Annotated in this window: 28 protein-coding genes; 18 read left to right on the plus strand and 10 right to left on the minus strand. The window is 41.2% G+C overall.

Annotation, left to right across the window (positions count from 1 at the left end; translation table 11 throughout):
- Position 1: 1 nt before the first annotated feature.
- From B2R65_RS10330 to mgtE, 11 genes are all read left to right on the plus strand, one after another.
- On the plus strand, positions 2-973 hold the full coding sequence (locus B2R65_RS10330) for a KpsF/GutQ family sugar-phosphate isomerase (RefSeq protein ID WP_286742322.1): 972 nt from the start codon (positions 2-4) through the stop codon (positions 971-973).
- On the plus strand, positions 974-1,525 hold the full coding sequence (gene kdsC / locus B2R65_RS10335; RefSeq protein WP_004589089.1) for a 3-deoxy-manno-octulosonate-8-phosphatase KdsC: 552 nt from the start codon (positions 974-976) through the stop codon (positions 1,523-1,525). It abuts the gene before it with no gap.
- Entirely contained in the window at positions 1,522-2,076 is a 555-nt protein-coding gene (gene lptC / locus B2R65_RS10340; protein ID WP_024033332.1) for an LPS export ABC transporter periplasmic protein LptC, read from the plus strand. Before kdsC ends, lptC begins: the two co-directional genes overlap by 4 nt.
- Entirely contained in the window at positions 2,066-2,614 is a 549-nt protein-coding gene (lptA, locus tag B2R65_RS10345) for a lipopolysaccharide transport periplasmic protein LptA (RefSeq protein WP_004589087.1), read from the plus strand. Before lptC ends, lptA begins: the two co-directional genes overlap by 11 nt.
- Positions 2,611-3,336 (plus strand): LPS export ABC transporter ATP-binding protein, encoded by a 726-nt coding sequence (lptB, locus tag B2R65_RS10350; protein ID WP_273611642.1) that lies wholly within the window; start codon positions 2,611-2,613, stop codon positions 3,334-3,336. Before lptA ends, lptB begins: the two co-directional genes overlap by 4 nt.
- A gap of 69 nt (positions 3,337-3,405) precedes the next feature.
- Complete coding sequence (locus B2R65_RS10355) at positions 3,406-4,905, plus strand: RNA polymerase factor sigma-54 (protein WP_273611641.1); 1,500 nt, start codon at positions 3,406-3,408, stop codon at positions 4,903-4,905.
- A 27-nt stretch (positions 4,906-4,932) separates the two neighbouring features.
- On the plus strand, positions 4,933-5,220 hold the full coding sequence (hpf, locus tag B2R65_RS10360) for a ribosome hibernation promoting factor (RefSeq protein WP_004589084.1): 288 nt from the start codon (positions 4,933-4,935) through the stop codon (positions 5,218-5,220).
- Positions 5,221-5,224: 4 nt separating this feature from the next.
- Positions 5,225-5,677 (plus strand): PTS sugar transporter subunit IIA, encoded by a 453-nt coding sequence (locus B2R65_RS10365; protein ID WP_004589083.1) that lies wholly within the window; start codon positions 5,225-5,227, stop codon positions 5,675-5,677.
- Positions 5,678-5,696: 19 nt separating this feature from the next.
- The gene (gene rapZ / locus B2R65_RS10370; protein ID WP_004589082.1) at positions 5,697-6,542 is read left to right on the plus strand and encodes an RNase adapter RapZ; all 846 of its coding nucleotides are present in this window, start codon (positions 5,697-5,699) and stop codon (positions 6,540-6,542) included.
- A 40-nt stretch (positions 6,543-6,582) separates the two neighbouring features.
- Positions 6,583-6,855: an HPr family phosphocarrier protein gene (locus B2R65_RS10375; RefSeq protein ID WP_004589081.1), complete on the plus strand. Its 273-nt coding sequence runs from the start codon at positions 6,583-6,585 to the stop codon at positions 6,853-6,855.
- Positions 6,856-7,114: 259 nt separating this feature from the next.
- Entirely contained in the window at positions 7,115-8,473 is a 1,359-nt protein-coding gene (gene mgtE / locus B2R65_RS10380) for a magnesium transporter (protein WP_004589080.1), read from the plus strand.
- A gap of 46 nt (positions 8,474-8,519) precedes the next feature.
- Here mgtE and B2R65_RS10385 read toward each other — a convergent pair whose 3' ends face one another.
- Positions 8,520-10,949 (minus strand): zinc-dependent metalloprotease, encoded by a 2,430-nt coding sequence (locus B2R65_RS10385; protein ID WP_273611640.1) that lies wholly within the window; start codon positions 10,947-10,949, stop codon positions 8,520-8,522.
- 155 nt (positions 10,950-11,104) lie between these two features.
- Here B2R65_RS10385 and B2R65_RS10390 point away from each other — a divergent pair, with 155 nt between their 5' ends.
- Positions 11,105-12,073 carry a class 1 fructose-bisphosphatase gene (locus tag B2R65_RS10390; RefSeq protein ID WP_004589078.1) on the plus strand — a complete coding sequence of 323 codons (969 nt, stop codon included), beginning with the start codon at positions 11,105-11,107 and terminating at the stop codon, positions 12,071-12,073.
- A gap of 119 nt (positions 12,074-12,192) precedes the next feature.
- On the opposite strand, the gene B2R65_RS10395 is transcribed toward B2R65_RS10390, so the two are convergent.
- The gene (locus B2R65_RS10395) at positions 12,193-12,519 is read right to left on the minus strand and encodes a hypothetical protein (RefSeq protein WP_004589077.1); all 327 of its coding nucleotides are present in this window, start codon (positions 12,517-12,519) and stop codon (positions 12,193-12,195) included.
- Positions 12,520-12,562: 43 nt separating this feature from the next.
- Between B2R65_RS10395 and B2R65_RS10400 the strand changes: the two genes are divergently transcribed.
- Entirely contained in the window at positions 12,563-12,913 is a 351-nt protein-coding gene (locus tag B2R65_RS10400; protein WP_004589076.1) for a DUF5522 domain-containing protein, read from the plus strand.
- Positions 12,914-12,942: 29 nt separating this feature from the next.
- Here B2R65_RS10400 and B2R65_RS10405 read toward each other — a convergent pair whose 3' ends face one another.
- The 6 genes from B2R65_RS10405 to B2R65_RS10430 form a co-directional block, all read right to left on the minus strand.
- Positions 12,943-14,046 carry a capsular polysaccharide export protein, LipB/KpsS family gene (locus B2R65_RS10405; RefSeq protein ID WP_004589075.1) on the minus strand — a complete coding sequence of 368 codons (1,104 nt, stop codon included), beginning with the start codon at positions 14,044-14,046 and terminating at the stop codon, positions 12,943-12,945.
- Positions 14,047-14,221: 175 nt separating this feature from the next.
- Complete coding sequence (locus B2R65_RS10410) at positions 14,222-14,641, minus strand: group I truncated hemoglobin (RefSeq protein WP_004589074.1); 420 nt, start codon at positions 14,639-14,641, stop codon at positions 14,222-14,224.
- Complete coding sequence (locus tag B2R65_RS10415; RefSeq protein ID WP_286742327.1) at positions 14,641-15,474, minus strand: DUF3034 family protein; 834 nt, start codon at positions 15,472-15,474, stop codon at positions 14,641-14,643. The genes B2R65_RS10410 and B2R65_RS10415 overlap by 1 nt, the downstream gene beginning before the upstream one ends.
- On the minus strand, positions 15,461-17,782 hold the full coding sequence (locus tag B2R65_RS10420) for a bifunctional diguanylate cyclase/phosphodiesterase (protein ID WP_286742330.1): 2,322 nt from the start codon (positions 17,780-17,782) through the stop codon (positions 15,461-15,463). The genes B2R65_RS10415 and B2R65_RS10420 overlap by 14 nt, the downstream gene beginning before the upstream one ends.
- Entirely contained in the window at positions 17,775-18,434 is a 660-nt protein-coding gene (locus tag B2R65_RS10425; protein WP_286742333.1) for a methylamine utilization protein, read from the minus strand. The genes B2R65_RS10420 and B2R65_RS10425 overlap by 8 nt, the downstream gene beginning before the upstream one ends.
- Before the next feature lie 121 nt (positions 18,435-18,555).
- A complete protein-coding gene (locus B2R65_RS10430; RefSeq protein ID WP_286742336.1) occupies positions 18,556-19,659 on the minus strand; it encodes a phosphoribosylaminoimidazolesuccinocarboxamide synthase in 1,104 nt (367 codons plus the stop codon).
- Positions 19,660-20,036: 377 nt separating this feature from the next.
- Here B2R65_RS10430 and B2R65_RS10435 point away from each other — a divergent pair, with 377 nt between their 5' ends.
- The 4 genes from B2R65_RS10435 to B2R65_RS10450 are packed head-to-tail and all read left to right on the plus strand — an operon-like array spanning position 20,037 to position 23,614.
- Positions 20,037-21,107 carry a CDP-glycerol glycerophosphotransferase family protein gene (locus B2R65_RS10435; protein WP_286742339.1) on the plus strand — a complete coding sequence of 357 codons (1,071 nt, stop codon included), beginning with the start codon at positions 20,037-20,039 and terminating at the stop codon, positions 21,105-21,107.
- Positions 21,108-21,118: 11 nt separating this feature from the next.
- Entirely contained in the window at positions 21,119-21,817 is a 699-nt protein-coding gene (locus tag B2R65_RS10440) for an ABC transporter ATP-binding protein (protein ID WP_286742341.1), read from the plus strand.
- Positions 21,814-23,100, plus strand: coding sequence for an ABC transporter permease (locus tag B2R65_RS10445; RefSeq protein ID WP_286742342.1), 1,287 nt, complete (start codon positions 21,814-21,816; stop codon positions 23,098-23,100). Before B2R65_RS10440 ends, B2R65_RS10445 begins: the two co-directional genes overlap by 4 nt.
- A 13-nt stretch (positions 23,101-23,113) precedes the next feature.
- Positions 23,114-23,614: a DUF3299 domain-containing protein gene (locus B2R65_RS10450; RefSeq protein WP_004589066.1), complete on the plus strand. Its 501-nt coding sequence runs from the start codon at positions 23,114-23,116 to the stop codon at positions 23,612-23,614.
- 5 nt (positions 23,615-23,619) lie between these two features.
- On the opposite strand, the gene mutM is transcribed toward B2R65_RS10450, so the two are convergent.
- Positions 23,620-24,429: a bifunctional DNA-formamidopyrimidine glycosylase/DNA-(apurinic or apyrimidinic site) lyase gene (gene mutM / locus B2R65_RS10455; protein WP_024033345.1), complete on the minus strand. Its 810-nt coding sequence runs from the start codon at positions 24,427-24,429 to the stop codon at positions 23,620-23,622.
- Entirely contained in the window at positions 24,429-24,944 is a 516-nt protein-coding gene (locus tag B2R65_RS10460) for a hypothetical protein (protein WP_004589064.1), read from the minus strand. The genes mutM and B2R65_RS10460 overlap by 1 nt, the downstream gene beginning before the upstream one ends.
- Before the next feature lie 118 nt (positions 24,945-25,062).
- Between B2R65_RS10460 and B2R65_RS10465 the strand changes: the two genes are divergently transcribed.
- Positions 25,063-25,989: a manganese-dependent inorganic pyrophosphatase gene (locus B2R65_RS10465; RefSeq protein WP_004589063.1), complete on the plus strand. Its 927-nt coding sequence runs from the start codon at positions 25,063-25,065 to the stop codon at positions 25,987-25,989.
- Positions 25,990-26,051: the final 62 nt, after the last annotated feature.

Here is a 26,051-nt window from a genome sequence, read left to right on the forward strand (position 1 = left end):
AATGGCACAACTAAATTTTATAGAGCAAGGTTTACGCGTATTAAACATTGAACGCCAAGCGCTTGCTGATATTACACAATACGTTGACGAAAACTTTCATAGTGCGTGTCAGCTCATGTTTGATTGCCAAGGCCGCATTATTGTTATTGGCATGGGTAAATCAGGCCATATTGGTAATAAAATTGCTGCTACCCTTGCAAGTACAGGCAGCCCTGCTTTTTTTGTTCACCCAGGCGAAGCAAGCCATGGTGATTTAGGCATGATAACCAAAAATGACGTGGTTATGCTTATATCAAACTCGGGCGAAACCAGCGAAGTACTTAATATTATTCCGGTGCTTAAACGCCTTGGCGCAAAAGTAATATCGATGACGGGCAACCCGCTCTCTACTATGGCAACACTTGCCGATGTGCACGTATGCATAAAAGTAGAACAAGAAGCCTGTTTATTAGGTTTAGCGCCTACAGCAAGCACCACAGCTACTTTAGCAATGGGTGATGCAATGGCAGTTGCGCTTTTAGAAGCACGCGGCTTTACCGCCGATGACTTTGCACTCTCTCACCCTGGTGGCAGTTTAGGTAAGCGATTGTTGCTCACTTTAAAAGATGTAATGCACAGCGGCACAAACACCCCTATTATAGGTGTAACGCAAACAATTAAAGACGCGTTAATAGAAATGTCAGCCAAAGGGCTGGGCATGACCGCTATTGTAGATAACAATCAACAGCTTGCTGGCCTTTTTACCGACGGTGACTTACGCCGTATTTTAGAGCAAAGAGTGGATATACATAGCACCGCTATTAGCCAGGTTATGACCAAATCATGCACAACTGCCACGGCCGATATACTTGCAGCTGAAGCCCTAAACATAATGGAAAACAAACGTATTAATGGTTTAATTGTGGTCAATGATAAAAACCAGCCAATAGGCGCCTTAAATATGCAAGACCTCTTAAAAGCAGGAGTATTATAAATGCAATTTGAAGATCTCTATCAACCGCTAAGCGATGATGCCAAAGCACGCGCCAAAAAAGTAAAACTACTCATATGCGATATTGATGGTGTATTTTCTGATGGCCGAATTTACCTCGGTAACCAAGGCGAAGAATTAAAAGCATTTAATACAAAAGATGGTTTTGGCATTAAAGCGCTGATCAATAGCGGTTTTGAAGTTGCGGTCATTACGGGGCGTCACTCAGAAATAGTGCAAACTCGCATGAGCAGCTTAACCGTGCAGCACATTTATCAAGGCCAAGAAGACAAACTTATTGCTTATCAAGAACTCAAAAACACTTTAAAGTTAACTGATGAACAAATAGCCTACATTGGCGACGATGGCCCTGACATGCCAGTAATGGAGCGCGTTGGCTTTGCCGTTGCAGTAAACGATGCGCACCCGCTTATTAAGCGCTTATCGCATTACACTACGCAAATGCCTGGCGGCTTTGGCGCCGTTAGAGAGCTCACAGACTTACTTATGCTAGAGAATGGCATAGCGCTGACAACACAAGGCACCAGTTCATGAATGCAGCACGCGTTATACTCAGTGCGTTATTCATCGGCTGTATGGTTTGGCTTTGGTACCCTTATTTTACCCAAACCAATGTAGCGCTAGAGCAAGAACCTGAAGTAATTGCAAAGCCCGATTACACCGCTATAGAGCTTAAGCAAACAGCCTATGACGAGCAAGGCAAAATAAGCCATAAAGTCACAGCGGCTAAAATGGAGCTGTACCAACAGCTTGGTTTTACATTTTTTGAAAAACCTATTTTTACTTTATATAACGAAAAACAAACATGGCGAATAAATGCAGACGAAGCAACGCTTTACGAAGATAAACAACTTATTTTAGAAGGCAATGTGGTTGCTAAAAATTTAGTTGATAACGCCATGATAGATAACATCAATGCCGATAACATCGAAGTCGACATTAAAGCGTTAACAATGCGCTCTGAGCAGCCAGTGGTTGTCACTGGGCCTAATTTAAAAATTGTCGGTAAAGGCCTTGAAGCCGATTTAAAAACCGAAGTAATAAAACTAATTAACCATACGCGAACAATATATTATGACCAATAAACTCACTAAAATACTTATTATCCCATCGCTAATGCTTGCATTTAGCGCCTCTGCTGCTGAGCCTGCCGCTCAACCGCCAGCAAATCAAATTTCTATTAGTGCAGACCGTCAAGAAGGCCAACTTAAAGAAAACGTAGGTATTTTTGAAAAGAACGTCGAAATTGTGCATGGTAATCGCAAAATTACAGCCGACCGACTCGAAGTACATAAACGTGAAGACTTAGGGGATAACAAACAACTCCTTATTGCCACTGGCAGCCCAGCCTACTTCGAAGAAAAACAAGACGACGGTACCGTAATGAGTGCCAGCGCAAACGAAGTACGTTACGACGTAGCAAAGCGCTTTTTAACGCTTGTTGGCGATGCTGAAGTCGCACAAGCCGGTCAAAAAATTAATGCTAAAAGTATTACCTACGACATGCAGCAGCAGCTTATTAGCGCAGAAAAAGACGAAAACTCTACGGATCGTGTCCACACAATTTTAGTGCCTGTTGAAGCAAAAATTAAAGAAAAAACAGGTAACGAAGGTCAACCATGAGCACCTTAAAAGCAAAACTATTAGCAAAAAGCTATAAAGGCCGCCAAGTTGTAAAAAATGTAGGCCTTGAGGTAGAAGCCGGCAGCATTGTTGGCTTATTGGGCCCTAATGGCGCAGGTAAAACCACCACCTTTTACATGATTGTAGGATTAGTACCTAGCGACAAAGGTAAAATTTCTATTGATGATAACGACATTACGTTATTACCTATGCACAGCCGCGCCCGTTTAGGCATTGGCTATTTGCCGCAAGAGTCATCAATATTTAGAAAGCTGACAGTTTATCAAAACTTAATGGCTATTTTAGAAACGCGTAAAGAGCTCAATAAAGCCGCGCGAGAAGAAACGCTTAACAACTTACTTGATGAATTCAGTATTCAGCATATTCGCGATAGCCAAGGTATGGCGCTTTCTGGTGGTGAACGCCGCCGTGTAGAAATTGCCAGAGCACTGGCAGCAAACCCTAAATTTATTTTATTGGATGAGCCTTTTGCTGGTGTTGATCCGATTTCAGTGTTAGATATAAAGAAAATAATAGAACATCTTAAAAACCGTGGCATTGGCGTATTAATTACCGATCACAATGTAAGAGAAACCCTTGATGTTTGTGAAAAAGCCTACATTGTTTCTCATGGGGAGCTAATTGCATCTGGCACCCCAGAACACGTATTAAATGACAAAACTGTACGCGATGTTTATTTAGGCGAGCAATTTAGGCTGTAACATTTAAGCCACACCTACAAGCATCTGCTAATATTAATTATAACAACATAAAAGGATTGTTAGAGATACATGAGGCAATCATTACAGCTGCGCATGGGCCAGCAACTTACAATGACTCCACAATTGCAACAAGCGATTCGCTTGCTGCAGCTCAGTACATTGGATCTCCAGCAAGAAATACAAGAAGCACTTGATAGCAACCCGCTATTAGAAGTAGAAGAGCAAGATTACACGGAAGAGTCGGCTGGAAAAAATGAACAAAAAGCAGATACGGATGATGTAACCGTAAGCGCATCGGCTGACGGTACAACCAGCGAGTACGAGCAAGACAGTGGCGAAGCTTTAAATAAAGACACCGTTAGCGATGATATGGCAATGGATGTAACCTGGGATGAGTACATGAGCGCAGCCCCTGCGGCATCCTCAGGCCCAATGCCGGAAGATGAGTCTATTTATCAAGGTGCCTCTACTGAAACGCTACATGAGTATTTAATGTGGCAGCTTCAGCTTACTCCTTTTAGCCCAACTGACGAAGCCATTGCTATTGCCATTGTAGAAGCTGTAGATGACTCGGGTATTTTAACGCTAAGTTGCGAAGAGATTTTAGAGAGCTTTAACCAAGAAAACGATGACGAAGTTGAAGTTGAACTTGATGAAATAGAAGCCGTTTTAAAGCGTATTCAGTTATTTGACCCTGTAGGTATAGCCGCGCGCAGTTTACAAGAGTGCTTGTGTATTCAGCTAAACCAGTTTGATAAAGACACCCCTTTTATAGAACAAACTAAAATGATCTTAACCGATCACATTGATCTATTAGCGGCACGCGACTATCGTACATTAATGAAAAAGACTAAGCTTAAAGAAGACGAGCTTAAAGAGGTCATGACCCTAATACATACCCTCAACCCAAAACCTGCAGATACAATAGTAAGGGAAGAGTCGGAGTATGTGATACCAGATGTGTCGGTTAAAAAAATAAAAGGCCGCTGGGTGGTAGAGCTAAACCCAGATAGCATGCCAAAAATACGCGTAAATAGTCAGTACGCGGCTATGTCACGTACCGTAAAATCAAGTGGTGATAGCCAGTTTATTCGCTCTCACTTACAAGAAGCTAAATGGTTTATAAAAAGCCTTGAAAGCAGAAACGACACGCTGCTTAAGGTAACAAACTGTATTGTAAAACAGCAACAGGCATTTTTTGAACATGGCCCCGAAGCCATGAAGCCAATGGTTTTAAACGATGTTGCTGAAATGGTAGAAATGCATGAATCGACAATTTCGCGTGTTACTACGCAAAAATATATGCATACACCACGTGGTATATTTGAGCTTAAGTATTTTTTCTCAAGCCACGTAAGCACTGAAAATGGCGGCGAGTGTTCATCAACCGCAATACGTGCCCTAATTAAAAAGCTAATTGCCGCGGAAAACTCAGCTAAACCATTGAGTGATAGTAAAATTGCGGATATATTGGCAGAGCAAGGAATTAAAGTAGCTAGACGCACAATAGCAAAATACCGTGAATCGCTAGCTATTCCACCGTCAAATCAGAGAAAGAGTTTGATATAAGACGTAAAAAACAAAGAGGAAATGCTTATGCAACTAAACCTAACTGGTCGTCACGTAGAAGTAACTGATTCACTTAGAGACTATGTAAATAATAAATTTGCAAAGCTAGAAAGGCACTCAGATCATATTAGCAATGTGCATGTCATTCTCGATGTAGAAAAACTCAACCAAAAAGCAGAAGCGACTATTCATGTAAGTGGCGCAGATTTATTTGCCTCAACAGAGCACCAAGATATGTATGCCGCTATAGACTCGTTGATTGACAAGCTCGATCGTCAAGTCATAAAACATAAAGAGAAGCTTGCTAGACACTAATATTATGAAATTAAGTACATTAGTATGCCAGGACTGCAGCAAAGCTGCGGTCCTTTTTAGTAGTAAAAAAAGAATTTTAGAGTTTATCAGTGAGCTTGCTCATGAAAAGCTCCCCTACTTACCACAACAAGATATTCTTAATGCGCTGGCAAGCAGAGAAAAGCTAGGCAGTACTGGTATTGGCCGGGGTATCGCCATTCCTCATGGCAGAATGGGTGGCGTAGAAGAGCCGCTGGCTTTAGTACTTGTTAGCGACACTCCTGTTAACTTTGATGCTATTGATAACTGCCCTGTTGATATTTTTGTTGCACTCATCGTACCAGATGGCGATAACCAACAGCACCTAAAGACTCTGGCAACCATAGCTGATAAACTGAGCAACAAAGAATTTTGTAAACAGCTGCGTAGTGCTAAAACCGATGCAGAGCTGTATCAAGTAATTGTTGATCAATCGTAGTAAATACTAAGGGCTATAAATGGAGTTAATTATCATAAGCGGCCGTTCTGGTTCAGGTAAGTCGGTTGCTTTACGCGTGGTTGAAGATTTAGGCTATTATTGCGTAGATAATATTCCGGTCAACCTACTGCCCTCTTTAGTGCGAAGTGTTTCAGATAACTATGACAAAATAGCCGTTAGCATAGATGTTCGTAATATTCCCAAAGAACAAGACGAATTTAACGATATTCTCGAGTACCTTCCTGACTTTGCTAAACCCACACTGTTTTATTTAGATAGTGATGATCAAACACTGATCAAACGTTTTTCAGAAACACGCAGATTACACCCTTTATCCATCGATTCACTGCCGCTTGATTTAGCAATAAAAAAAGAAAAAGAACTGCTTGATGTACTCGTAACGCGCGCTGACTTTATGCTAGATACCACCGATTTAAGTGTGCACCAATTAGCAGAGTCAATTCGCGAAAAAATACTGGGTAAAAAAGATAAGCAACTTATTGTAACGTTTGAATCGTTTGGCTTTAAACACGGCATACCTAAAGAAGCTGATTATGTTTTTGATGCTCGCTTTTTGCCAAACCCCCACTGGGAGCCTGAACTCAAACCGCTTACGGGCCTTGATCAACCAGTAAAAGATTTTTTGGCAAATCACAGCATAGTGCAAAAATTCACTTGGCAAATTCAAACCTTTGTACAAACTTGGTTGCCACACTTAGAGCGTAATAACCGTAGTTACCTCACTATTGCAATTGGCTGTACTGGTGGTCAACACCGCTCGGTTTATTTAGCGCAAGCCATTGGTGAGAGCTTTGCTATGACGCATCCGAATGTCAAAATTCGTCATCGTGAGCAAGAAAAGTAACCTTAAAATAATAACCTGTTCAGTTTAGGTATAGTAATTTATGCGCTGTGAAGACACATTTTTAATAAAAAATAAATTAGGCTTACACGCCAGAGCGGCAACGGTCCTTGCGCAATTAGCTGTACAGTTTGATGCTAAAATCACCTTACACCAAGATGATAAAGAAGCCGCAGGCGACAGCGTATTAGCTTTAATGTTACTTGAAAGCAGTAAAGGTAAAGAAGTTAAAGTAGTCTGTGAAGGCCCTGATTCAGAGCAAGCTTTGCATGCGGTTGGGCAATTAATCGCACAACGATTTAACGAACAAGAATAACTTAAAGCACCATAGCCTTATAAGTTAAAGACTTATCAGGCCAAACTATAAAGATTTAGTAAATTAAGGTATTCCGACTCGCCTAATTTAGTGCTTTAATTTAGGGTAATAAAGCCATGCCCCTGCTAAATTTGGTTACTTAATTTTAAACACTAATTTAGCCCCAGCATTGGGTTTAGCACAAAAAATAAAGAAAATAACAGTGGGCAAAACCACTTACTAAACACCTTTCCATTACACAAAAATATTTAGGATGCCAATGCCAGAAGCGTTTGAACAAGACTATCCACTACAGCAACTAAAACAAGTGACTAAATCACTTAATAGTGGGCAATTTGTTCAAGTAAGACGCATGCTAGCAAAAACAGCACCTTGTGATACAGCACTGCTGCTTGAATCCTCTCCGCATAAAATTAGACGCATGCTTTGGCAACTGGTTGACCCAGATGTGCAAGGGGATGTGCTAGAAGAGCTCTCTGAAGATGTACGTTTAGGTATCATTGCACAAATGGAACCTGAGCATATTGCCGCGGCCACTGAGGATATGGGCCACGATGATTTAGGTGAAGTCCTGCGTAGCCTTCCTGACACCGTGTACAAAGATGTGGTTAGCGCTATGGATACGCAAGACCGCGAACGCGCTACACAGGCTTTATCTTACCAAGAGCGCTCTGCAGGCGCGCTAATGAACACCGATACGGTGACCATTCGCCCAGACGTTACACTTGATGTTGTGCTGCGTTATATTAGGCTACGCGGCGAGCTTCCAGAGGGCACCGATGATTTATACGTTGTTGATAAACATAACTGTTTTTTAGGTGCATTATCACTTAGCACACTGTTAACTAACCCGCCTGAAAAAATTGTTCAAGATTTAATGGATGAAGACTGTGAGTCTATCCCTATTTCGATGGATGAAAGCGAAGTTGCTCAGTTATTTGAGCGCCATAACTGGATATCGGCCCCTGTAGTCGATGATAACGCCCACTTGCTTGGGCGTGTCACCATTGATGATATTGTTGATGTTATTCGTGAAGATGCAGAGCACAGCTTATTAAGCCTTGCCGGTCTTGATGATGAAGAAGACACCTTTGCACCTGTTTTAAAAAGCTCAAAAAAACGCTCAGTATGGCTTGGCGTTAACTTACTCACAGCCTTAGCTGCCGCCTTTGTGGCCAGCTTTTTTGAAAGCACCTTAGATATATTACCTATTTTAGCTGTACTCAATGGCATTGTGCCCTCAATGGGTGGTGTAGCAGGTAGCCAATCTTTAACTCTGGTTATTCGCGGTATTGCCGTGGGCCATATTAACCAAACTAACCAACGATTTTTAATGGCTAAAGAGCTGGCGATAGGCGCATTAAACGGGGTTATTTGGTCAATACTTATAGCCAGTGTAATTGCGCTTTGGCAATGGGATTTTATGCTTGGCGGCGTGCTCGCATTTGCAATGTTTATGAACCTTGTAGTGGCTGGTGTTGCTGGCGCATGTATTCCTATTTTATTGAAAAAAATGAATATAGACCCTGCACTTGCCGGTAGTGTTGTACTTACAACAGTAACTGATATTGTCGGTATTTTTGCCTTTTTAGGCACCGCAACGTGGCTACTTATTTAGCAACCTGAGCTCAGGTTAAGTAGCCACTACACACTAAAACATATAATTAAATTGGTGAGCCCGGTGGCATTGGTAAACCACTGAAGTTTTCAGGCCACTTACCTACTTTTAAAAACTGTTTTATTTGCTCTGCTAAATACTGTTTAAACGCGCTTTCTCCTACACTGGTATTACTTAACATTGAGTTTTGATTGTACTCTTTACTTAATTTTACCAAGTAGAAACGTAGCTGCGCCTGCACCTCTGGGCTTACCTTGTCACTAGTGACTAAATCAGCCATATTTTTTGCAGTTAAAAACTGCACCCGCTGGGTGATTTTGCCTTTCATTGTATTAGGTGATGACACATTAAACACTTGGCTGTAAAGCTGCTCTAACAACTCATCTAAGCTGTAAAAATTATAATTACGTACTTGTTGTTGAGCTAAACGATTTAAACGCTGTGGGTTTAATAATAACGATAAACTATGCTGCGCAGCTACTTCTGGCAAGGCCATCGCATCAAGTGTTATACCCGTACGCCCTGTTATGCTTTCACGCGATTTAGACTCGCCATATGCTTTTGGCGGAATAAGCGCTAACACCGACTCAGGCAAAATTAAATTAGCCGGTTTTAATGTTGTTAAAATAGCACTAAGCGCCGCTTGCTGCTGCGCTTTTGCAACCACTTGTGCGCCCTTAGCAGGTGAGTTGTTACGTGTTTCGTATTCGTAGTTAACCCCCGCAATTAGCTTAACTGCAGCCTCTACTTGATAGCGATGAAATAAATAAAGCGGCACGAGTTTTTCTTCTAACTGCGAGAGTGCATCGCCCGTTTTAATGTTGTTAATACCAAATTGCGAAAGCGCTTTTTTACGTACATCAAGCACTCTAAGTAACTCTTGCGTTGGGTTAGTACCGTTATCCCATAAGTGCGCTGTAGGGTGTGCCCCGCCCTTTGCGCGTGCGTCGCTATCAGATATAAACTCAAGGCCCATCGTTTTGTTCTCTTTTAATATTGCTGCAAGCTCAGCACTTTCATCTTGATTGGTAAAGTCGCTGTAACCATACTTAATAACTTGGGTATCCCATACGCCCATACCGCTTGCATAGCCGCGGGTTACATCAAGCTCGCCTTGCTCGTTAAAGCTAAGTAGTGGGTGCGGGTAATCCATAACCGACGCTCTATCCCCCACCGAGGCTGCAAAGTTATGTGCAATGCCCAGCGTATGGCCAATTTCGTGTGCACTTAACTGGCGAATCCTATCAAGTGCCATTGCCTGTAAATTTTTAGCCACCTCGTTACCTTTTAAATAAGGCGCACCAAGGGCTTCTGCAATTAAAATATCTTGGCGTACACGCAATGAGCCAAGTGTTACATGCCCTTTGAGTATTTCGCCGGTACGAGGGTCTATAACAGAGCTTCCGTAAGACCATCCGCGTGTAGCACGATGCACCCACTGAATAACGTTATAGCGAATATCCATAGGATCAGCATTGCTCGGCAATACTTTGACTATAAATGCGTTTTTATAGCCTGCTGCGCTAAAGGCATCATTCCACCACTTACCGCCTTCAAGTAACGCGCTTTTAACCGGCTCAGGCACGCCAGGGTCTAGGTAGTAAGTAATGGGCTCAACGGGTTCACTAATCGGTAAACTTGGATCTTTTTTAGCTAAGCGATGACGCGGTATATAGCGCACAAACATAGATTCACCAAGGGGGGCTGCATAGTCTTTATGCTCAATGCTCCAATATCCTGATTGCGGGTCAAATTTGCGTGGCGTGTATTTATCATCAGGTAATTTAATAAGTGAGTGGTGCATATGTACAGTAAGTGCGTATGCATCGGCGCTTACTTGGCGCACAAATTTACCTGGTTTAGTACCCTTAAACGTTAATACTGCTTCAAGCTCGGTATTTTTTACAAACGCTTTTGAGCGATTCATATATACAGCGCTGCGTGATTCATCAAGGCTAAAGCTGCCTTGCTTGCTCGCTGCAAGCGTACGGCTTACCCCGTGTACATCGCTTAATAAATAGGGTGTGTAATCAATCAGGAGCGTTTTTTCGCTTTGCGCTACCACTTTAAAGCCCGCTAAAATACTGGATGCAAAGGCCTCTTTAATACTTTGCTGCTCAGCTTTGTTAGTGGTATTAGCGCGATAATATGTATTTAGCGCGCGCAACATTACTTTATCGCCAAAACGCTCAAACTGAACTAAATGCGTGTTACCAAGCTGGCCTCTATCTAAGCCTATATCGTTAGAGCCAACACCATAGGGTAAGCTTTGCTGAAGCAAAAATTGCTGCTCTAATTTATCTACTTTTAAAAACACTTTGCCGTTTTGAGTATCGTAATAAAACGAAAAGTACCCAGGAAAGTGATTCATTTGCGCAGTAAATTCATCTATAGGCTTAATTGCTGCGTGCGCTTGGGTTATCATAGAGCACAGCACAGTAAAGAATATGTAACTTATTAGTGGTATTTTTTTCATAATCTTATCTTTGTTATTGGCGTTTTAAGTACGATTAGGTGGCACCATTATTACAGTGCTATTTAAACAATACAGGTATTTAAGACGAAATTCAGCGCACTAAGTTAATCTCTCTCACATTTAGATTAGCTAGTACACGTTATCAGGAAAATAGAATGCGTAGACTCCCACCTGTATTACTAGAAGACGGTTGTCCTAGAGAACTTTTATCGTTAATTAGAACCATTTTAGCAGCATGTAAAGAAATTTCGTTTCGTGTTGGCCAAGGTGCGCTTTCAGGCGTATTAGGCTCAACGCTTGATGAAAACATTCAAGGCGAAACCCAAAAAAAGCTCGATGTACTCTCTAATCAGCTTTTAAAAGATATTTTACTGGAGTCTGGGTCAGTTAAAGCCATCGCCTCAGAAGAAGAAGATTACACAGTAGCTGGCAACCAAGACGCTAAATACATTGTGGCGTTTGACCCGCTTGATGGCTCATCAAATACCGATATTAACTCGCTAGTGGGTACTATATTTTCAATTATGGAAGCCCCTGAAGGCTCAGATGCCGCCGATCAAAGTATATTTATGCAGCCAGGCCACAAACAAGTTGCTGCAGGTTACGTGCTTTACGGCCCATCAACTATGCTTGCACTTACTACAGGTAAAGGCACACGCATGTTTACGCTAGATAAAACCCAAGGTAGCTTTTTACTAACACAAGACTTTGCCACTATCCCTGCTGATACAAACGAATTTGCCATTAATGCGTCAAACCAGCGTCATTGGCAGCCAGCAATGCAAAACTATATTAATGACTTACTCGCTGGCGATACCGGCCCACGTGCTAAAAACTTTAACATGCGCTGGATTGCCGCTATGGTTGGCGATGTGCACCGTGTACTTAGCCGTGGTGGTTTATTTACCTACCCAACCGACACCAAAGATGCAAATAAACCTAATAAGCTACGTTTACTGTACGAAGCCAACCCCATGGCTATGCTAGTTGAGCAAGCAGGTGGTATCGCCTCTACGGGTACTGAGCGTATTATGGATATTCAACCCGATGCAATCCACCAGCGTGTGGCGGTAATATTAGGCTCTAAAAACGAAGTAGAAACGTGCTTGGGATATCATAAGTAAATAAGTTGTCTGTTGTAAAAAAATACTAAGCCGCATTTAATTTAAATACGGCTTTTTTATTTATTCGTTACATATAACCGCAGTAAGTTGGCATCTAAAATAAGAGTCAGCCTAAATATCTAGTCCTTCAATAATGCCAGTAATTGTTCAAGCTTTTGGCTATCAAGCTCTCCCATTTGCTCACTATTACTGAGCGCAAAAATAACCCCTTCGTGTTCGGCGCAATTTATATCATCTCGCGATTCAACCACATTTGCCCATAGCTCTAAATCATCTATTTCTATTTCGTGGTTTACACAACGTGTTAACACGTCAATCAATACCGGCTTTGTGAGTGTATAACCGGGAGCACTTTCCTCTGCTGGGGTAGAAATAATCACGCTAATAGCATCATCTCTTTGCTCACCAAAGGTAATAAATTCGGCCAATGCTTTTTGTATATTCATAATATTTGTTATTCTTGCTGCTCTACTGCTGATAAGACTTAAAATGACGAGATTAAACTGCTCACAATGCCACACTGCGCTTATTTGTAATGTAAACGATATAAACGCATGCTGGTGTAACCAATTACCTGCTATTTTACCGCTTGAAGAGTCAGCAACAAGCTGTTTATGCCCGCAATGTACGCTTAATAAAATAAACGCTTATTTAGCGCATATTTATACTCAGCCAATCAAAGCACAAATTGAGTTTGCTAAAAAGTTTAGAGGTACTGACAATTTAATTGAAGGGCTAGACTACACCATGCAAAACGGCTACATGGTGTTTAGTAAATGGTTTTTTTTAAAGCGAGGAACATGCTGTAAAAATGGCTGTAAAAATTGTCCTTACAGCTAAATCACAACATGTTGATATACAATACGCGGTTAAATAAGTTCGTTGGGCACATTGTTGCTGTATTGTGCAAATTTATCCGCCCCTTTAAAACGTAACTCAATTGCTTTGATATGCTCTTCTTCGGCGTGTTTCCAAACGCCCGGCACACTATACACATGCTTTAAATAGCAAAAAAACTTATCGCGTAGCTGCGGATTAAACTGCCATCCTTGAGCTACATCTGCTACTTGGGCAGCTAAGCCCTCACGAGTATCAGCATGCTTGACTAAGCCTTCTATATTATAACAAGCCTGCCCTACAGTAATTACGCGCTTATTTAGTAACAGTGCTTCTAAACCGACCGTAGAGTTGATAGTGATCACCGCTTCTGCGCATTCAATAAGTTCACAGGTTTTATTGCCGTTTGCAAAAAGTGCAATTGGGTCTTTATCGTATAAATGGGTGTAATGCTTGTGCCACGACGGGTGTTCTTTAAAAACGACCTTTAAACTAGGGTCGTTCAATGCTTTCACTGCGCTAACAACTTCATCGTATAGCATTTCCATTGAGTCAATCCATGGCGAAAAGCTCGCTAATTGCGTATCGTGAGGCACTTGAAAAGGCACAAATATGTAGCGTTCAGGTATATTTTCAGCTGCAAAATCACATCGTTTTTTATGGTTTTCTCGTGGGACAAGCGCCGGTGCATCAAAGTTTAAGGCATTATTTGCATTAAAATTTAAATAAAAATCAGGATCTCGACTTAGCGACGCATTAAAGTTAATCCCTTGAGGGTCTAAACTGGTGGTACCCGGAAGCAAACCATTTTCATAATAAAATTGCTTAATACCCAGTGCCTTGGCAGCCATAGCAACGGTAGTATTAGGCAGTTTATTACCATTCCATATCACCATTACATCAGGGTTAACTTCAGTTAATAAAGCTAAATATTTTGCGTAACGTAAACGCTCAAAAAAGCGCAGCCCCACTTTGTAAACCGCCGATACTAAAGCATTGTTCCAAAGGTTATTACGGGCGCGCTTACGTTTTAGTTGTGCATTAATAACATCGCTAAAATCAACTTTAAACGCTTTACTTAAATAGTGTATAGCTGAAAGCTTTGGTGCCCCCATCACATGCAGTTGGCAATCCATACTCAGCTTTTTGATTATTTTTTTATAGTACTTTGCGTGTACATTTTTGCGGGATATAAATAGGTAAGACATACAAGCTATGCGCGCCAATTATTGTTTATAGGAAATAATACTAAGTGGACACTATTACAAAAGTAAGGTTCACTGCTACGAGTAAATAATTTACAGATGTTACCTAAATACTTATTATTTTACTACGCAGCGGTGCCATCCTAGATAGGATCTCATTTTGTATGCTATGGCTAATATTTTGCTCTTCCATCGCATTTACAAGTAAGTCCACCACATGGTTAAAATCTTTCTCAGTTATGTGCATCCCAGTATGAATATCTACCATAGAGTCACCTTTATACTTGCATGGGCCATCAACTAGCATACACATATGCATAATAAAGCCTTCTCTAAAGTGGCTTATGTCGCTGTGTTCAAAATAATGCAGTACTTGTTCATCATTACCTATTTGGTAAATAAAACTGTCTACAATACGCGTAAGCCCCGCACGGCCATCAAGCTGTTGATAAAGCGATAAATTTGTTGAGCTTGCGCACCCTGCCAGGGCACTTAAACACAACCATAAAATGACAACGTTTTTCATTACCAATACCCTGTTACCGATAAGTACCACCCTGTTTGATCGCTCGCACCTGCAATGCTACCTAAATCTAAGTATGCAGCGGTGACACTCACGTGCTTGTTTGGCATCCAAGCAACAAATAAATCTTTCCAGTCTTGTTCACCCAAATTAAGGTTATTAGACTTTTGCCTATACTCTATACCTACGGCAACACTTCGGCTCAAAAACACAGCGGTGCTGCCTTCAAATAAAATTTTTGCATCATCATTTGCCCCACCATAACCAAGCAAACCGAGTTGATTAGCCTCACTGTAGCGAGTTGTGACGTTCCAAAACCAGTTAAGCCCCCCTACAGCGCCTAAGTGGAGTTTACTAGCTGCTAGGTAGTAATCAGTGCCACTAGTATCTTGTGCACCTACGAGGGTCGCAACAGCGCCATCATCAAGGGATTTATGCTGTATACCCACACTCAATTGCGGCCAGTCACTGTAAACTATGTCGCCGTATAAACGAATTTTAGCGCCCGTGATAGATTGCTCTATTTCGGTATCAAGTGAAGGCACGTCAAAACGTTGTTGAGCGTAGCTAAGTTCTACACGATTAAATAGGTTAACTTGTACTCCACATACATCTAAAGTGTAGTCTGTTACATCTGCACGGCTACAAAAGCCATTCACAGAGAACTCGTCTTCGCTGGCGTAACCTGCAAGCTGTGCCCAAGGCACAATACCGCCGCCCCCGCTGCCTTCTATTTGCGAAACCCCGGGGGTCGCTAATAACTTACCATCGCTTGCTAAACCAGAAAAGCTCGAGCTAAGTAATAACCCAAGTAATAAACACTTAACTTTTTTCATAATATTCCTTTAGCCACTGTTCTAATAGTTCTGCTTTTAAAGGCCTACTTAGGTAGTAACCCTGAGCATGGTCACAATGCATAAGTTTAAGTAAGTCTAACGAATCTCTGTTTTCAACGCCCTCTGCAACAACGCTAAAGCCTAGTTGATGCCCTAAGGTAATTGACGACTGCACTATGTATTGATCCTTGCGCGACTCATCTAACTTTAAAATAAAGCACTTATCTAACTTTAGCTCATCAATAGGCAGCATTTTTAATCTCCCCAGTGATGTTTGCCCTACGCCATAATCATCCAATGAAATTTTTACACCGATGGCTTTTAAGTTTTGTAATGCTTTTATGCCTTTTTCTTCATTTTCAATCATGTCGCGCTCAGTTAATTCAACAGTAATGAGGGTTGGATCAACATTGTATTTTTTTAGAGTACGCACTAACGCTGAATGAAAACTCGGTGAGGCAATATCTTGTGCTGATACATTAATTGCTGCCTGCATTTCAATCCCTTTAGCCTGCCAATCAGCCACCTGAGAAACCACAGTGTTAACAACCCATGATGTAAGCTCAACAATAAGCCCCGATTGCTCGGCTAAATCAATAAACAGTTCTGGGTTTACCCAGCTGCCATCTTTACGTTGCCAGCGGATCAGTGATTCGACTTTATTTATTTTTTGTGTGTGTAAATGCAGTTTAGGCTGATAGGTCATAAATAATTGCCCATCATCATCATCATCGCTAATGGCTTGTTTAAGCTCATCTAACATTTTAAGACGATCTAAATGCGCTTCGTCTTCACCATTTTGGTAATAATGAATACTGTCTTGGCTATCTGTTGCATTGTCTACGGCAATAAGTACGCGTCGCATTAAATCGTCGCTGGCAAGACCTTGCATGGGATACTCGACAACCCCAGCGCTAAAGCGTAAGTTAATTTTTAACGTTTTAATGGTATAACACGCTAATAGCTGCGCCATTAAACCAACTATACCGCTTTTTTTCTCTCTGGCAGCGGCACTTGGAAACACAGTTAAAAACTCATCGCCACCAATACGCGCATGAAAGCCGCCAAGCTCGTCTGAAAAGCCACTAATTCGATTGGCAACCGCTTTTAAACATTCATCGCCTACGCGTGGACCAAGCTTATCGTTTATATGCCGTAAACCTTTTATATCAATAGCAACTAGGGTGTATTGTGTAGAGGGAGTCAGCTCATCATCGAGTACTTCAAGCATAGCCGAGCGGTTATAAAAGCCTGTAAGCGAGTCATGGCGTGCCTGAAAACTAATTTTTTGTTCACGCTCGTTAATATCGTTACCCATGTTATCAAAGGCGTTAGCAAGGGTTGCTATTTCAGTACTTTGTTTAGATGCATTAAATTCAAACGCGTAATTACCTTGTGCAAACTGCCTAGCAATAACTGCAAGCTGAGAGAGTGGGGTTGTTAAGTTATTTGCCAGTAAACTACTGGTAATAACCCCCACCAGCATAGTTAAAATGGCCATAATAATTAGCGTAAACAATAAGTTTTCAAAATCGTTATAGCTTTGCGTTAAATCAGCACTGAGCAAAATTGTTACCGCATCCCCTTGTAGGGAGGGCAACATAATATCTTGGTTTTTATATACAGGATAATCACCAAACAAACGCGTTGTTGTGGTGGTGTTAAAGTAGTTTTTAGGTGAAAAAACCTCTGGGCGATTAAGCAACGAGCTTCTTACGAGGTTGTCCTGCTCAGCAATAAAGCTGACATCCATTCCTGTTAGGTTTTTAAGTTCTAGGGCGACTTCGTCATCAATTTTAAAACCCACTAAGCTGTATGCAACGGTTCTAGGCGCCCTTACAGGTAGTAAAATAACTTGATATAGCTGATTATTAAGAACGACAAAGCTCGATTGCTCTGGCGAAGTTAATAACTCATCCAGTAACGGCTTTAAATTTTGAGGGTACAAATCTGCATTAGTATTGGCTGAAATTAATTTACCTGATAAATCAATCAGTAGCATAAGCTCTGCATCAATACGCTGGCTGTGATTAAACAACACACTACTTATGGTGCCTGCATCGCGAGTGGCAACCGCTTGCTTAAAGCCAAAGTCGGCAGTGAGTACTTTAGCAGCAGTAAGCAGTAGGCTTTCTTTTGCGCTCAGATATTGCTTATATACATTTTGCGCTACGCTAATATCTTGATTTACTTTTTCTTCTTGAAATTTACTTGTAGACCACCAAAAGCTAACAATGCTCACCATAGTGGTCAGTAACACTAAGCCTACACATAAAACAATAATGCGGTTTTTTAAACTGTTAGTCATTACCGCCCTTAAACTTACTGCCAAAAGTATTTCGCGGTGCTGGGGTGGAGGTATTAACCTTAATTAGTAACTCATTGTTATTGTTTATTGTTATCATTTTTTTATTTTCCAACGGTGCAGTTTGTAGCGCATGCCACACACTCAGCGTAGTCGGTAACGGCGTTATGTCTAAGGTTAACTTACCCGTATTATTAGTTTTATAAACGTGTTCACTATTGGCTACATAAATATAGCCAACCATAGAGTCATGAATATTACAGCCTAGTACAACAACACCTTGTTGATCAAAAGTCACAGGCTCTTTAGGTTGGCCTGAATAGAGTTTTAGCTGAAAGGGCTTAGCCTGAGAAAAAGAGTAAACATGATGGCGGATATTATCGCTGTTAGGAAAGTTAACCTGCTGACCTTTTTGCACCACCAGTAAATCAGGCAAAAACGCTTTATGTACTTGGTCCATTACCGCAACGGGTAACGTAGTGCGCTCTGACTTTGCCGTCTTATAAAGCTCAACGACTGCACCTTTTAGTGGCTGACCATGCTGGTCTTGAATTACTAAATCAATATTTGCACCCAGTACGCCTTGGCTAAAAAATAAAGTAGCGGCGAGTAAATAACCTCTTTTATTAAAAACTTGCTGCACTTGCCTAAACATATCAATACCTAAAAGTTAATCTTAGGTTAAGTTAATTAGAGACCAGCACTAATTGCAAGGAATATAGCCCAGTAACTAAAAATAAAGACTGGGCTTTGTTTGTTTTAATACTTTAGTTGTACTATTTTACAATAAGACCGTAATCAGTATCTAAAATATTAATTACTTCTTGGCGAGGATCTTCTGGAATTACAATCTCTTTGCCAATGATTTTACTGGCAATGCCTACATAAGTGCTAGACACCTCAAGCATGACCGATTCAGGTAAAATAAAGTCTTTAGCAAGCTGCTCACGCTCATCCATGCGGTCTTTATTTAACAGCACGTCACTTTCTGGCACAGTAGAAATTAATAACTGGCGGAACCCTTCTTTAGAGTTTTCGATTATTTTACCATCGCGGTAAGCCGCGCCATCCCATATGCGCGAAGAATCTGGGGTGCCTACTTCATCAATATAAATAAGCTGTTGGTTACCGTCTAAATCCTCTACATAACCAAACTCAAATTTTGTATCTACAAATATTTGGTCAAGCTTTGCCAGCTCTTCACTAATTAGCGTAAAGCCCTCAACCAATAGCTTTTCGTATTTAGTCACATCCTCTGCCGATTTAAAATTAAATACGTCTAAATTATCAGTGATATTAGCGCGCGTAATATTCACATCATCAACAGGTGGAATATCAGCCACGCCTTCGATAATACCTTTTGTAGAAGGGGTTATTAGTACGTTTTCAAGCTTTTGGTTTGCCGTTAAGCCCTGAGGTAAATCTATGCCACAAAAGCTGCGAACCCCTTTACTGTAATCACGCCACATGCTGCCGGTTATATATTGACGCGCAATCGCTTCTACTTTTACGGTACTTGCTTTGCGCACAATCCATACATAAGGATGTGGAATATCAACAATGTGGTTACCCGCAAGGCCAGCTTTATCAAATAACTTAAACCAATGAGATGCAACAGAGTTAAGCGCAATACCTTTTCCCGGCACGCCGTTTAAGCCATTTTCGCCTTGCCAAATACAATCAAAAGCAGAAATACGGTCTGAAATAACCATAATTGCCAGCTCAGTTCCTTGCGGAACTTTATAGTTTTTTTCTTTAATGAGGCGTGCGCTGTCTTCATCTGTTAGCCAATAAACCGAACGAACTTTACCGCTGTGTACGGCACCTTTAGTGCGAATGGGTAAGTCATCGTTTACGTCTAAAACTTTATAGCTAGTCATGCTATCTCCGGGGTTAGGGATGCTCATAGAGCAAAGTATGGTATGGGGTTATAAGCGCTATATAATAAATCAGCCTACCCTAAAGCTCAATCAGCACTGAAAACTAAATAACCTGAACTCTGGTTAAGTGACTAACTAGGGCGTGTTGTAATATGCTGATATTTAAATTTATTTTCTCTAGCCAAAGATTTTCAATGAAAGCAAGGCGAATTTACGCGTCAATAGCTGTCCTATTGCAAGTAAACTCAACGCAGTTAGCGCTGAAAATAGCTGCTAGAAATAGGTTTATTACCCAGAGCTCAGTTTAAATAACCACGCAATATTTATATGGCTGTAATAATGCGGTAAACTTAGCGTGCTAACTAGAGGAGTAACGCTTGGACTACCTAACTGCGACCGCAAATAAAAAATACCTAATGTATATTTCGCAAAATTATTCATACGCTATTTTAAGGCCGCTTCAGGCGCAAATTTTAGCTCATGGTGGAGAAGTTCGGTGGTTTTTAGCGGGTAATGAAGTAAACCCCGACTTTTTAGATGATGATGAAAAGCGTTTAAACTCGATTCCCGCTACCCAGAAATGGAATCCAGATTTAGTTTTTATTCCTGGTAATATTGTTCCAAGTTTTATTCCTGGTAAAAAAGTAGCTGTTTTTCATGGTTTTAATTCAGGAAAACTAAATAGAAGAGGGAAAGAAGATCACTTTAATATTCGTGGGTGTTTCGACTTATACTGTACGCAGGGTCCCAATACCACCACCAAATTTAAAGAGTTGGCGCGACAATATGGTTTTTTTAAAGTAGTAGAAACAGGCTGGCCAACATTAGACCCTCTTTTTAGTAATACGCTAAACAACCCTTATGTAAATAATGATCCACGTCCTACACTACTAATTTGCTCTACTTTTTCACGAAACCTGTCACTAGCTCCCAAACTATATGAACAAATAAAGCAATTTAGCCTGCAAGGGAAGTGGCGTATTTTAATGCAATTTCATCCTAAAATGCCCCAAGAATGGGTAGATAAATATAAAGCATTAAATAATAAAAACTTAACCTTTATAGAAACCGATAATGTGATCCCTATTCTTAAAGCGGCTGATATAATGCTGTGTGATACATCATCGGTGCTATTAATGTTTTTATTACTAAGAAAGCCCGTTGTTACATTTCGAAATCAAAAGCCTCAGCCTCATTTAATAAATGTGACAGAGGCTGATAAAATAGAAGCAGCAATAGAGCACGCATTAACGAGACCTAAAAATTTAATGCAGCATATTGAAAATTATTGTCTAGATATTCACCCTTATAGCGACGGTAAATCTAGTTTACGCGTGCTTAACGCAGCTAATAAGTTTTTACACAAAAGCGACAAACTTAAACCAAAGCCAATAAATATAATTAGAAGCTTTAAAATGCGTAAAGACCTCAAGTATTGGGGTTGGTAACACCACACTGTATGATTGAGCTTGATAATGTAACCTTTAAATGGCATAAAAATGATGCCAAGCCAACGCTAAATATCCCAACCCTTAGGATTGATAAAGGCGAGCATATTTTTTTACATGGTCCCAGCGGCGTCGGTAAATCAACCCTGCTTGCGCTATTGGCAGGTATAAACACACCAAGTAGTGGCAACATACGTATTTTAAATCGTGATTTAAATACACTTAGTAATACGCAAAGAGATGTATTTAGAGCGGAGAATATTGGCTATATTTTTCAAAACTTTAATTTATTACCGTATTTAACACCCATTGAGAATGTCACGCTTGGCTGTGAATTTTCAAAAAGCAGAAAACAAAAAGCCTTACAGCAAACAACAGCGCCCAAGCCAAGCTTACAAAAAGAAGCGATACGCTTATTAACAGCATTAGGCTTAAGTGAGTCTTATCATAGTAAAGATGTTGCCTCGCTCAGCATTGGTCAGCAACAGCGGGTTGCCGCCGCTCGCGCATTTATTGGCAGCCCAGAGCTTATAATTGCTGATGAGCCCACCTCGGCACTCGATACCGCAAATAGAGAAAGCTTTATAAAGCTGTTATTCGAACAGGCTAAGCGCGCCAACAGTACGTTAGTTTTTGTAAGCCATGACGAAACATTAAAACCGCTATTTAATCGTGCTATTAGCCTAGTTAGCTTACAGGAGCAGTTATGATCCTGACTAAGTTAGCTTATAAAAGTTTGCTAAATCGCCGAGCAAGTGTACTGCTCACATTGTTTACCATTGCCATTAGCGTGATGCTTTTACTAAGTATTGAGCGAATTCGCGTGGATGCAAAAACCAGCTTTAGTAATACCATCTCTGGGACAGACCTAATTGTAGGCGCCCGCACCGGCGATATTCAATTACTGCTTTCCTCTGTATTTAGAATAGGTTACGCAAATAATGGGGTGAGCTGGCAAAGTTATCAGTACATCGCAGCTCAGCGTGGTGTTAAATGGAGCATTCCTATTAGTTTAGGCGACAGCCACAAAGGCCAAGCTGTACTAGGTACAAGCCGCGATTACTTTACCCACTATCGCTTTGGTAAAAAGCAAACGTTAAGTTTTCAACAAGGCCACGCGTTTGAGCATTTAAACCAGGTGGTACTTGGCAGCGATGTAGCGAGCCGTTTAGGGTATACACTAGGTGATAACGTAGTAATCTCACACGGCATGGGTAATACGAGCTTTCATCATCATAAAGACAACCCGTTTACTGTTATCGGTATTTTAAACGCCACTGGCACGCCAGTAGATAAAACCTTACACATACCTCTAGCAGCTATTGATTTAATACATGGTGGTTCACATTCTGCGAATAATGAGCACGATGAGCACGATGAGCACGATGAGCACGATGAGCACGATGAGCACGATGAGCATAACAACCTAATCGGTGAGCCAAGCCAAATTACTGCGTTTTTAATGGGATTCGACTCGCCTTTATACACATTGCAAATTAGGCGTAATATCAACCAATACAAAAAAGAGCCACTTCTGGCCATTATGCCCACAGTGACCTTAAAAGAGCTGTGGCAAATGCTCGCCATTGTCGAAAAAGTACTCTTACTGTTTTCAGGCGTTGTTATATTAGTCAGTTTATTGGGCATGTTGACCACACTACTGGCCAATTTAAATCAACGCCGAAGAGAGCTTGCTATATTGCGCTCAGTCGGCGCACGGCCATGGCAGCTATTTACACTAATAAGCATGGAATCGTTATTTACAACATTATTAGGCTGCCTAGTTGGCTGTGGTTTGTATTATGGCGTTATGCTTATCAGTAGCAGCTATTTGCAAAGCCATGCAGGCATAAGCGTTAATATTGCCATGCTCTCTTACTATGAACTCACTTTAATAGGCGTTATTATGGCCGCTGGGTTTATAATTGGCTTAATACCAGCTACCCGCGCTTACTTTTATTCGCTTAGCGATGGTATGAGTATAAAAACTTAACTTTAGGAATTTCATGATACTTTTTAAATCCGCGCTTTATTACTGCACGCTAGTAAGCTGCCTACTTATTAGCTTTGTCAGTAGTGCAAACCCGCCGAAAGAAATTTTTTGGGAAGACTTAATCCCGCAAGGGCATGTACAAATAGATACCCAAGCACAGGCTAACCACGAAGGCAGTGAACAAAACTGGGTGCAGCCAGAGTTAGATGCTCCTGTGGTTGAAGCATTAAATGGTCAATCAGTGAGCTTACCGGGGTTTGTTGTCCCACTTGAAGGCGACAGTGAAGTCATTACTGAGTTTTTGCTTGTGCCATACTTTGGCGCGTGTATTCACGTACCGCCCCCGCCTCCAAATCAAATCGTTCATGTAACAGTAAAAGGCGGCGTCCCCATTGAGAGCCTGTATGATGCGATTGTTGTTACCGGCGTTATCAGTACCGAAACCTGGTCTGGTGAAATAGCCCAAGTGGGCTATAAAATGAAAGCCGTCGGTGTGGCACCGTTTGAGCTATAACACGGCTATTTTTGGCAGTGCTTACAAAACACCGTACTGCGCTGCCCTAGTCTAATTTCTTCAAGTGGCGTTTTACACGTTACGCACGCCTCTCCTTTTCGTCCGTACACTAACAACTGTTGTGCAAAATAACCTGGTTTGCCATCACTTTGGGCAAAGTCTTTAAGGGTTGTACCGCCTTGTGTTATTGCCGCTGCTAGAGTGTCTTTAATAATAGGGATCAGGGTTTGATATCGCTTTAACGATACTTTGCCTGCTTCGCGTTTTGGGTGTATTCCCGCCTTAAATAACGACTCATTGGCATAAATATTACCTACGCCCACCACCACCGCGTTATCCATAATAAATTGCTTCACGGGGACTTTTTTATTTCGCGATTGCTCGTATACACGCTTTGCAAAAAAATCATCCGTAAGCGGCTCAGGGCCAAGTTTTGAGAGTAACTTATGAACATCCCCTGGTGCTTGCCATAAACAGCAACCAAACCGGCGAGGGTCGTTTAATCGCAGCGCCTTGTCATTACTAAGAACAAACTCAACATGATCATGCTTTTTAAGCGGCTCGCGTTTATCCACAACGCGCAAATTACCCGACATTCCCAAATGTAAAATAGCACTCCCTAATTCGCAGTGCAGCAATAAATACTTTGCACGGCGCTCAATTCGCTCTACCTTCAACCCTTCTAACTGATAAACATCATCGGGCACAGGCCATCGCATGCTGGCATTATAAATATTTACCTTCGTCACTACCTGGTTTTCTACATGCGGGGTGATCCCCAGTCTACTTACTTCTACCTCTGGTAATTCAGGCATTAATGCAACTCACTTTTTGAAAAATCAACACTTGGAAATAACTGCTTTGCAGTCGCTAAATCAAGCCCCATCACGCGCTGGCTATTTTTTTCCAACAAATAATACTTACCGTTACCTTTGTACAGTAAATAAACCCAAGGTAAGCGCTCACCAGCCAACTCAAAGGTGGCCACATACAATGGTGAGTTTGGATTAAATACAACAGACTCATTTACCTGCATCAACGCAGCCGTTTGCCAATGGTTAATTAGCTCAGCTAATTGCTGCTGTGATGCATCCCACCTCACGGGCGTATTTTCTTTTAATGCGGTTGTACGCCAACTTGTACCAATACGTTCAATTTTCTGATCAACAAAGCTCAGTGTTAACACAAAACTTTGTAATGGCAGTACCGGTTGTAATGTAGGCTCGTCTTCGCCCCCTAAAAACTGCTTATGCCAGCCATTTAAAAAGAAGATCATAATCAACATCGAAAAAATAATAACGTTGTTCCAACCTTTGCGGCCCAGTCGCATATTTATACACCCAGTAAATTCAAGATTTTAAAGTGTAACTAAAACTTAATTGCACTGTCTATATGTTAAAGGCCACAGACTTTGGTAGAATATCGGCAAATTTAAAGGAGTTCCGTCAATGTCTATGTATGTAGTGGGCCATAAAATCCCAGATTCAGATTCTATTTGTGGTGCAATTGCACTTGCTTATTTAAAAAACCAAATCGATGAGCCAGCAATACCAACACGCCTTGGTGAAGTGTCACCAGAAACTCAATTTATCCTAGATAAATTTGGCTTCGAAGCACCTGAGCTTAAATTAAGCTACGCTGGCGAAGATGTATATATTGTTGACCACACAGAAAAAACACAAGCACCAGATGATATCGACCAAGCACGTGTTGTTGGCGTAGTCGATCACCATAAACTAGGCGATTTAACGTCATCTACACCGCTTGAGTGTTGGATCCGTCCGGTAGGCTGTTCAAACACCATTATTAAAATGATGTATGACTTCTACAACGTAGAAATCCCTAAAGATATTGCTGGCATCATGCTATGTGCAATTTTAAGCGATACCGTTATTTTTAAATCGCCGACCTGTACAACGGCTGATATTAAATGTGTAGAAGCACTAGCAGAAATTGCCGGCATTGAAGACTTTAAAGAACTAGGCATGGACATGTTCCGTGTTAAGTCAGCTGTTGAAGACACCCCTGTGCGTGACTTAGTAATGCGTGACTTTAAAGACTTCAACATGAACGGTCACCTAGTGGGCATTGGCCAGCTAGAGGTTATTGACCTTGCAGTGTTTGACGAAATTAAAGCAGACTTAGAAGCCGATATTGCTAAGCTAAAAATTGAAGGCAACCGCCACTCAGTATTTTTACTGCTTACCGACATCATGAAAGAAGGCTCACAAATGCTGATCGCTTCAGATGATGCAAACCTTGTAGAACAAGCTTACGGTGAAAAGCCGAGCGAAGATAAAGTATGGCTAGATGGCGTACTAAGCCGTAAAAAGCAAGTAGTACCACCACTACAAGACGTGTTTGCCAAGCTGTAAGCTGTAAGCTGTAAGCTGTAAGCTGTAAGCTGTAAGCTGTAAGCTGTAAAAATAATGACCTT

Source organism: Pseudoalteromonas sp. UBA2102 (assembly GCF_002331165.1).
GTDB lineage: Bacteria > Pseudomonadota > Gammaproteobacteria > Enterobacterales > Alteromonadaceae > Pseudoalteromonas > Pseudoalteromonas atlantica.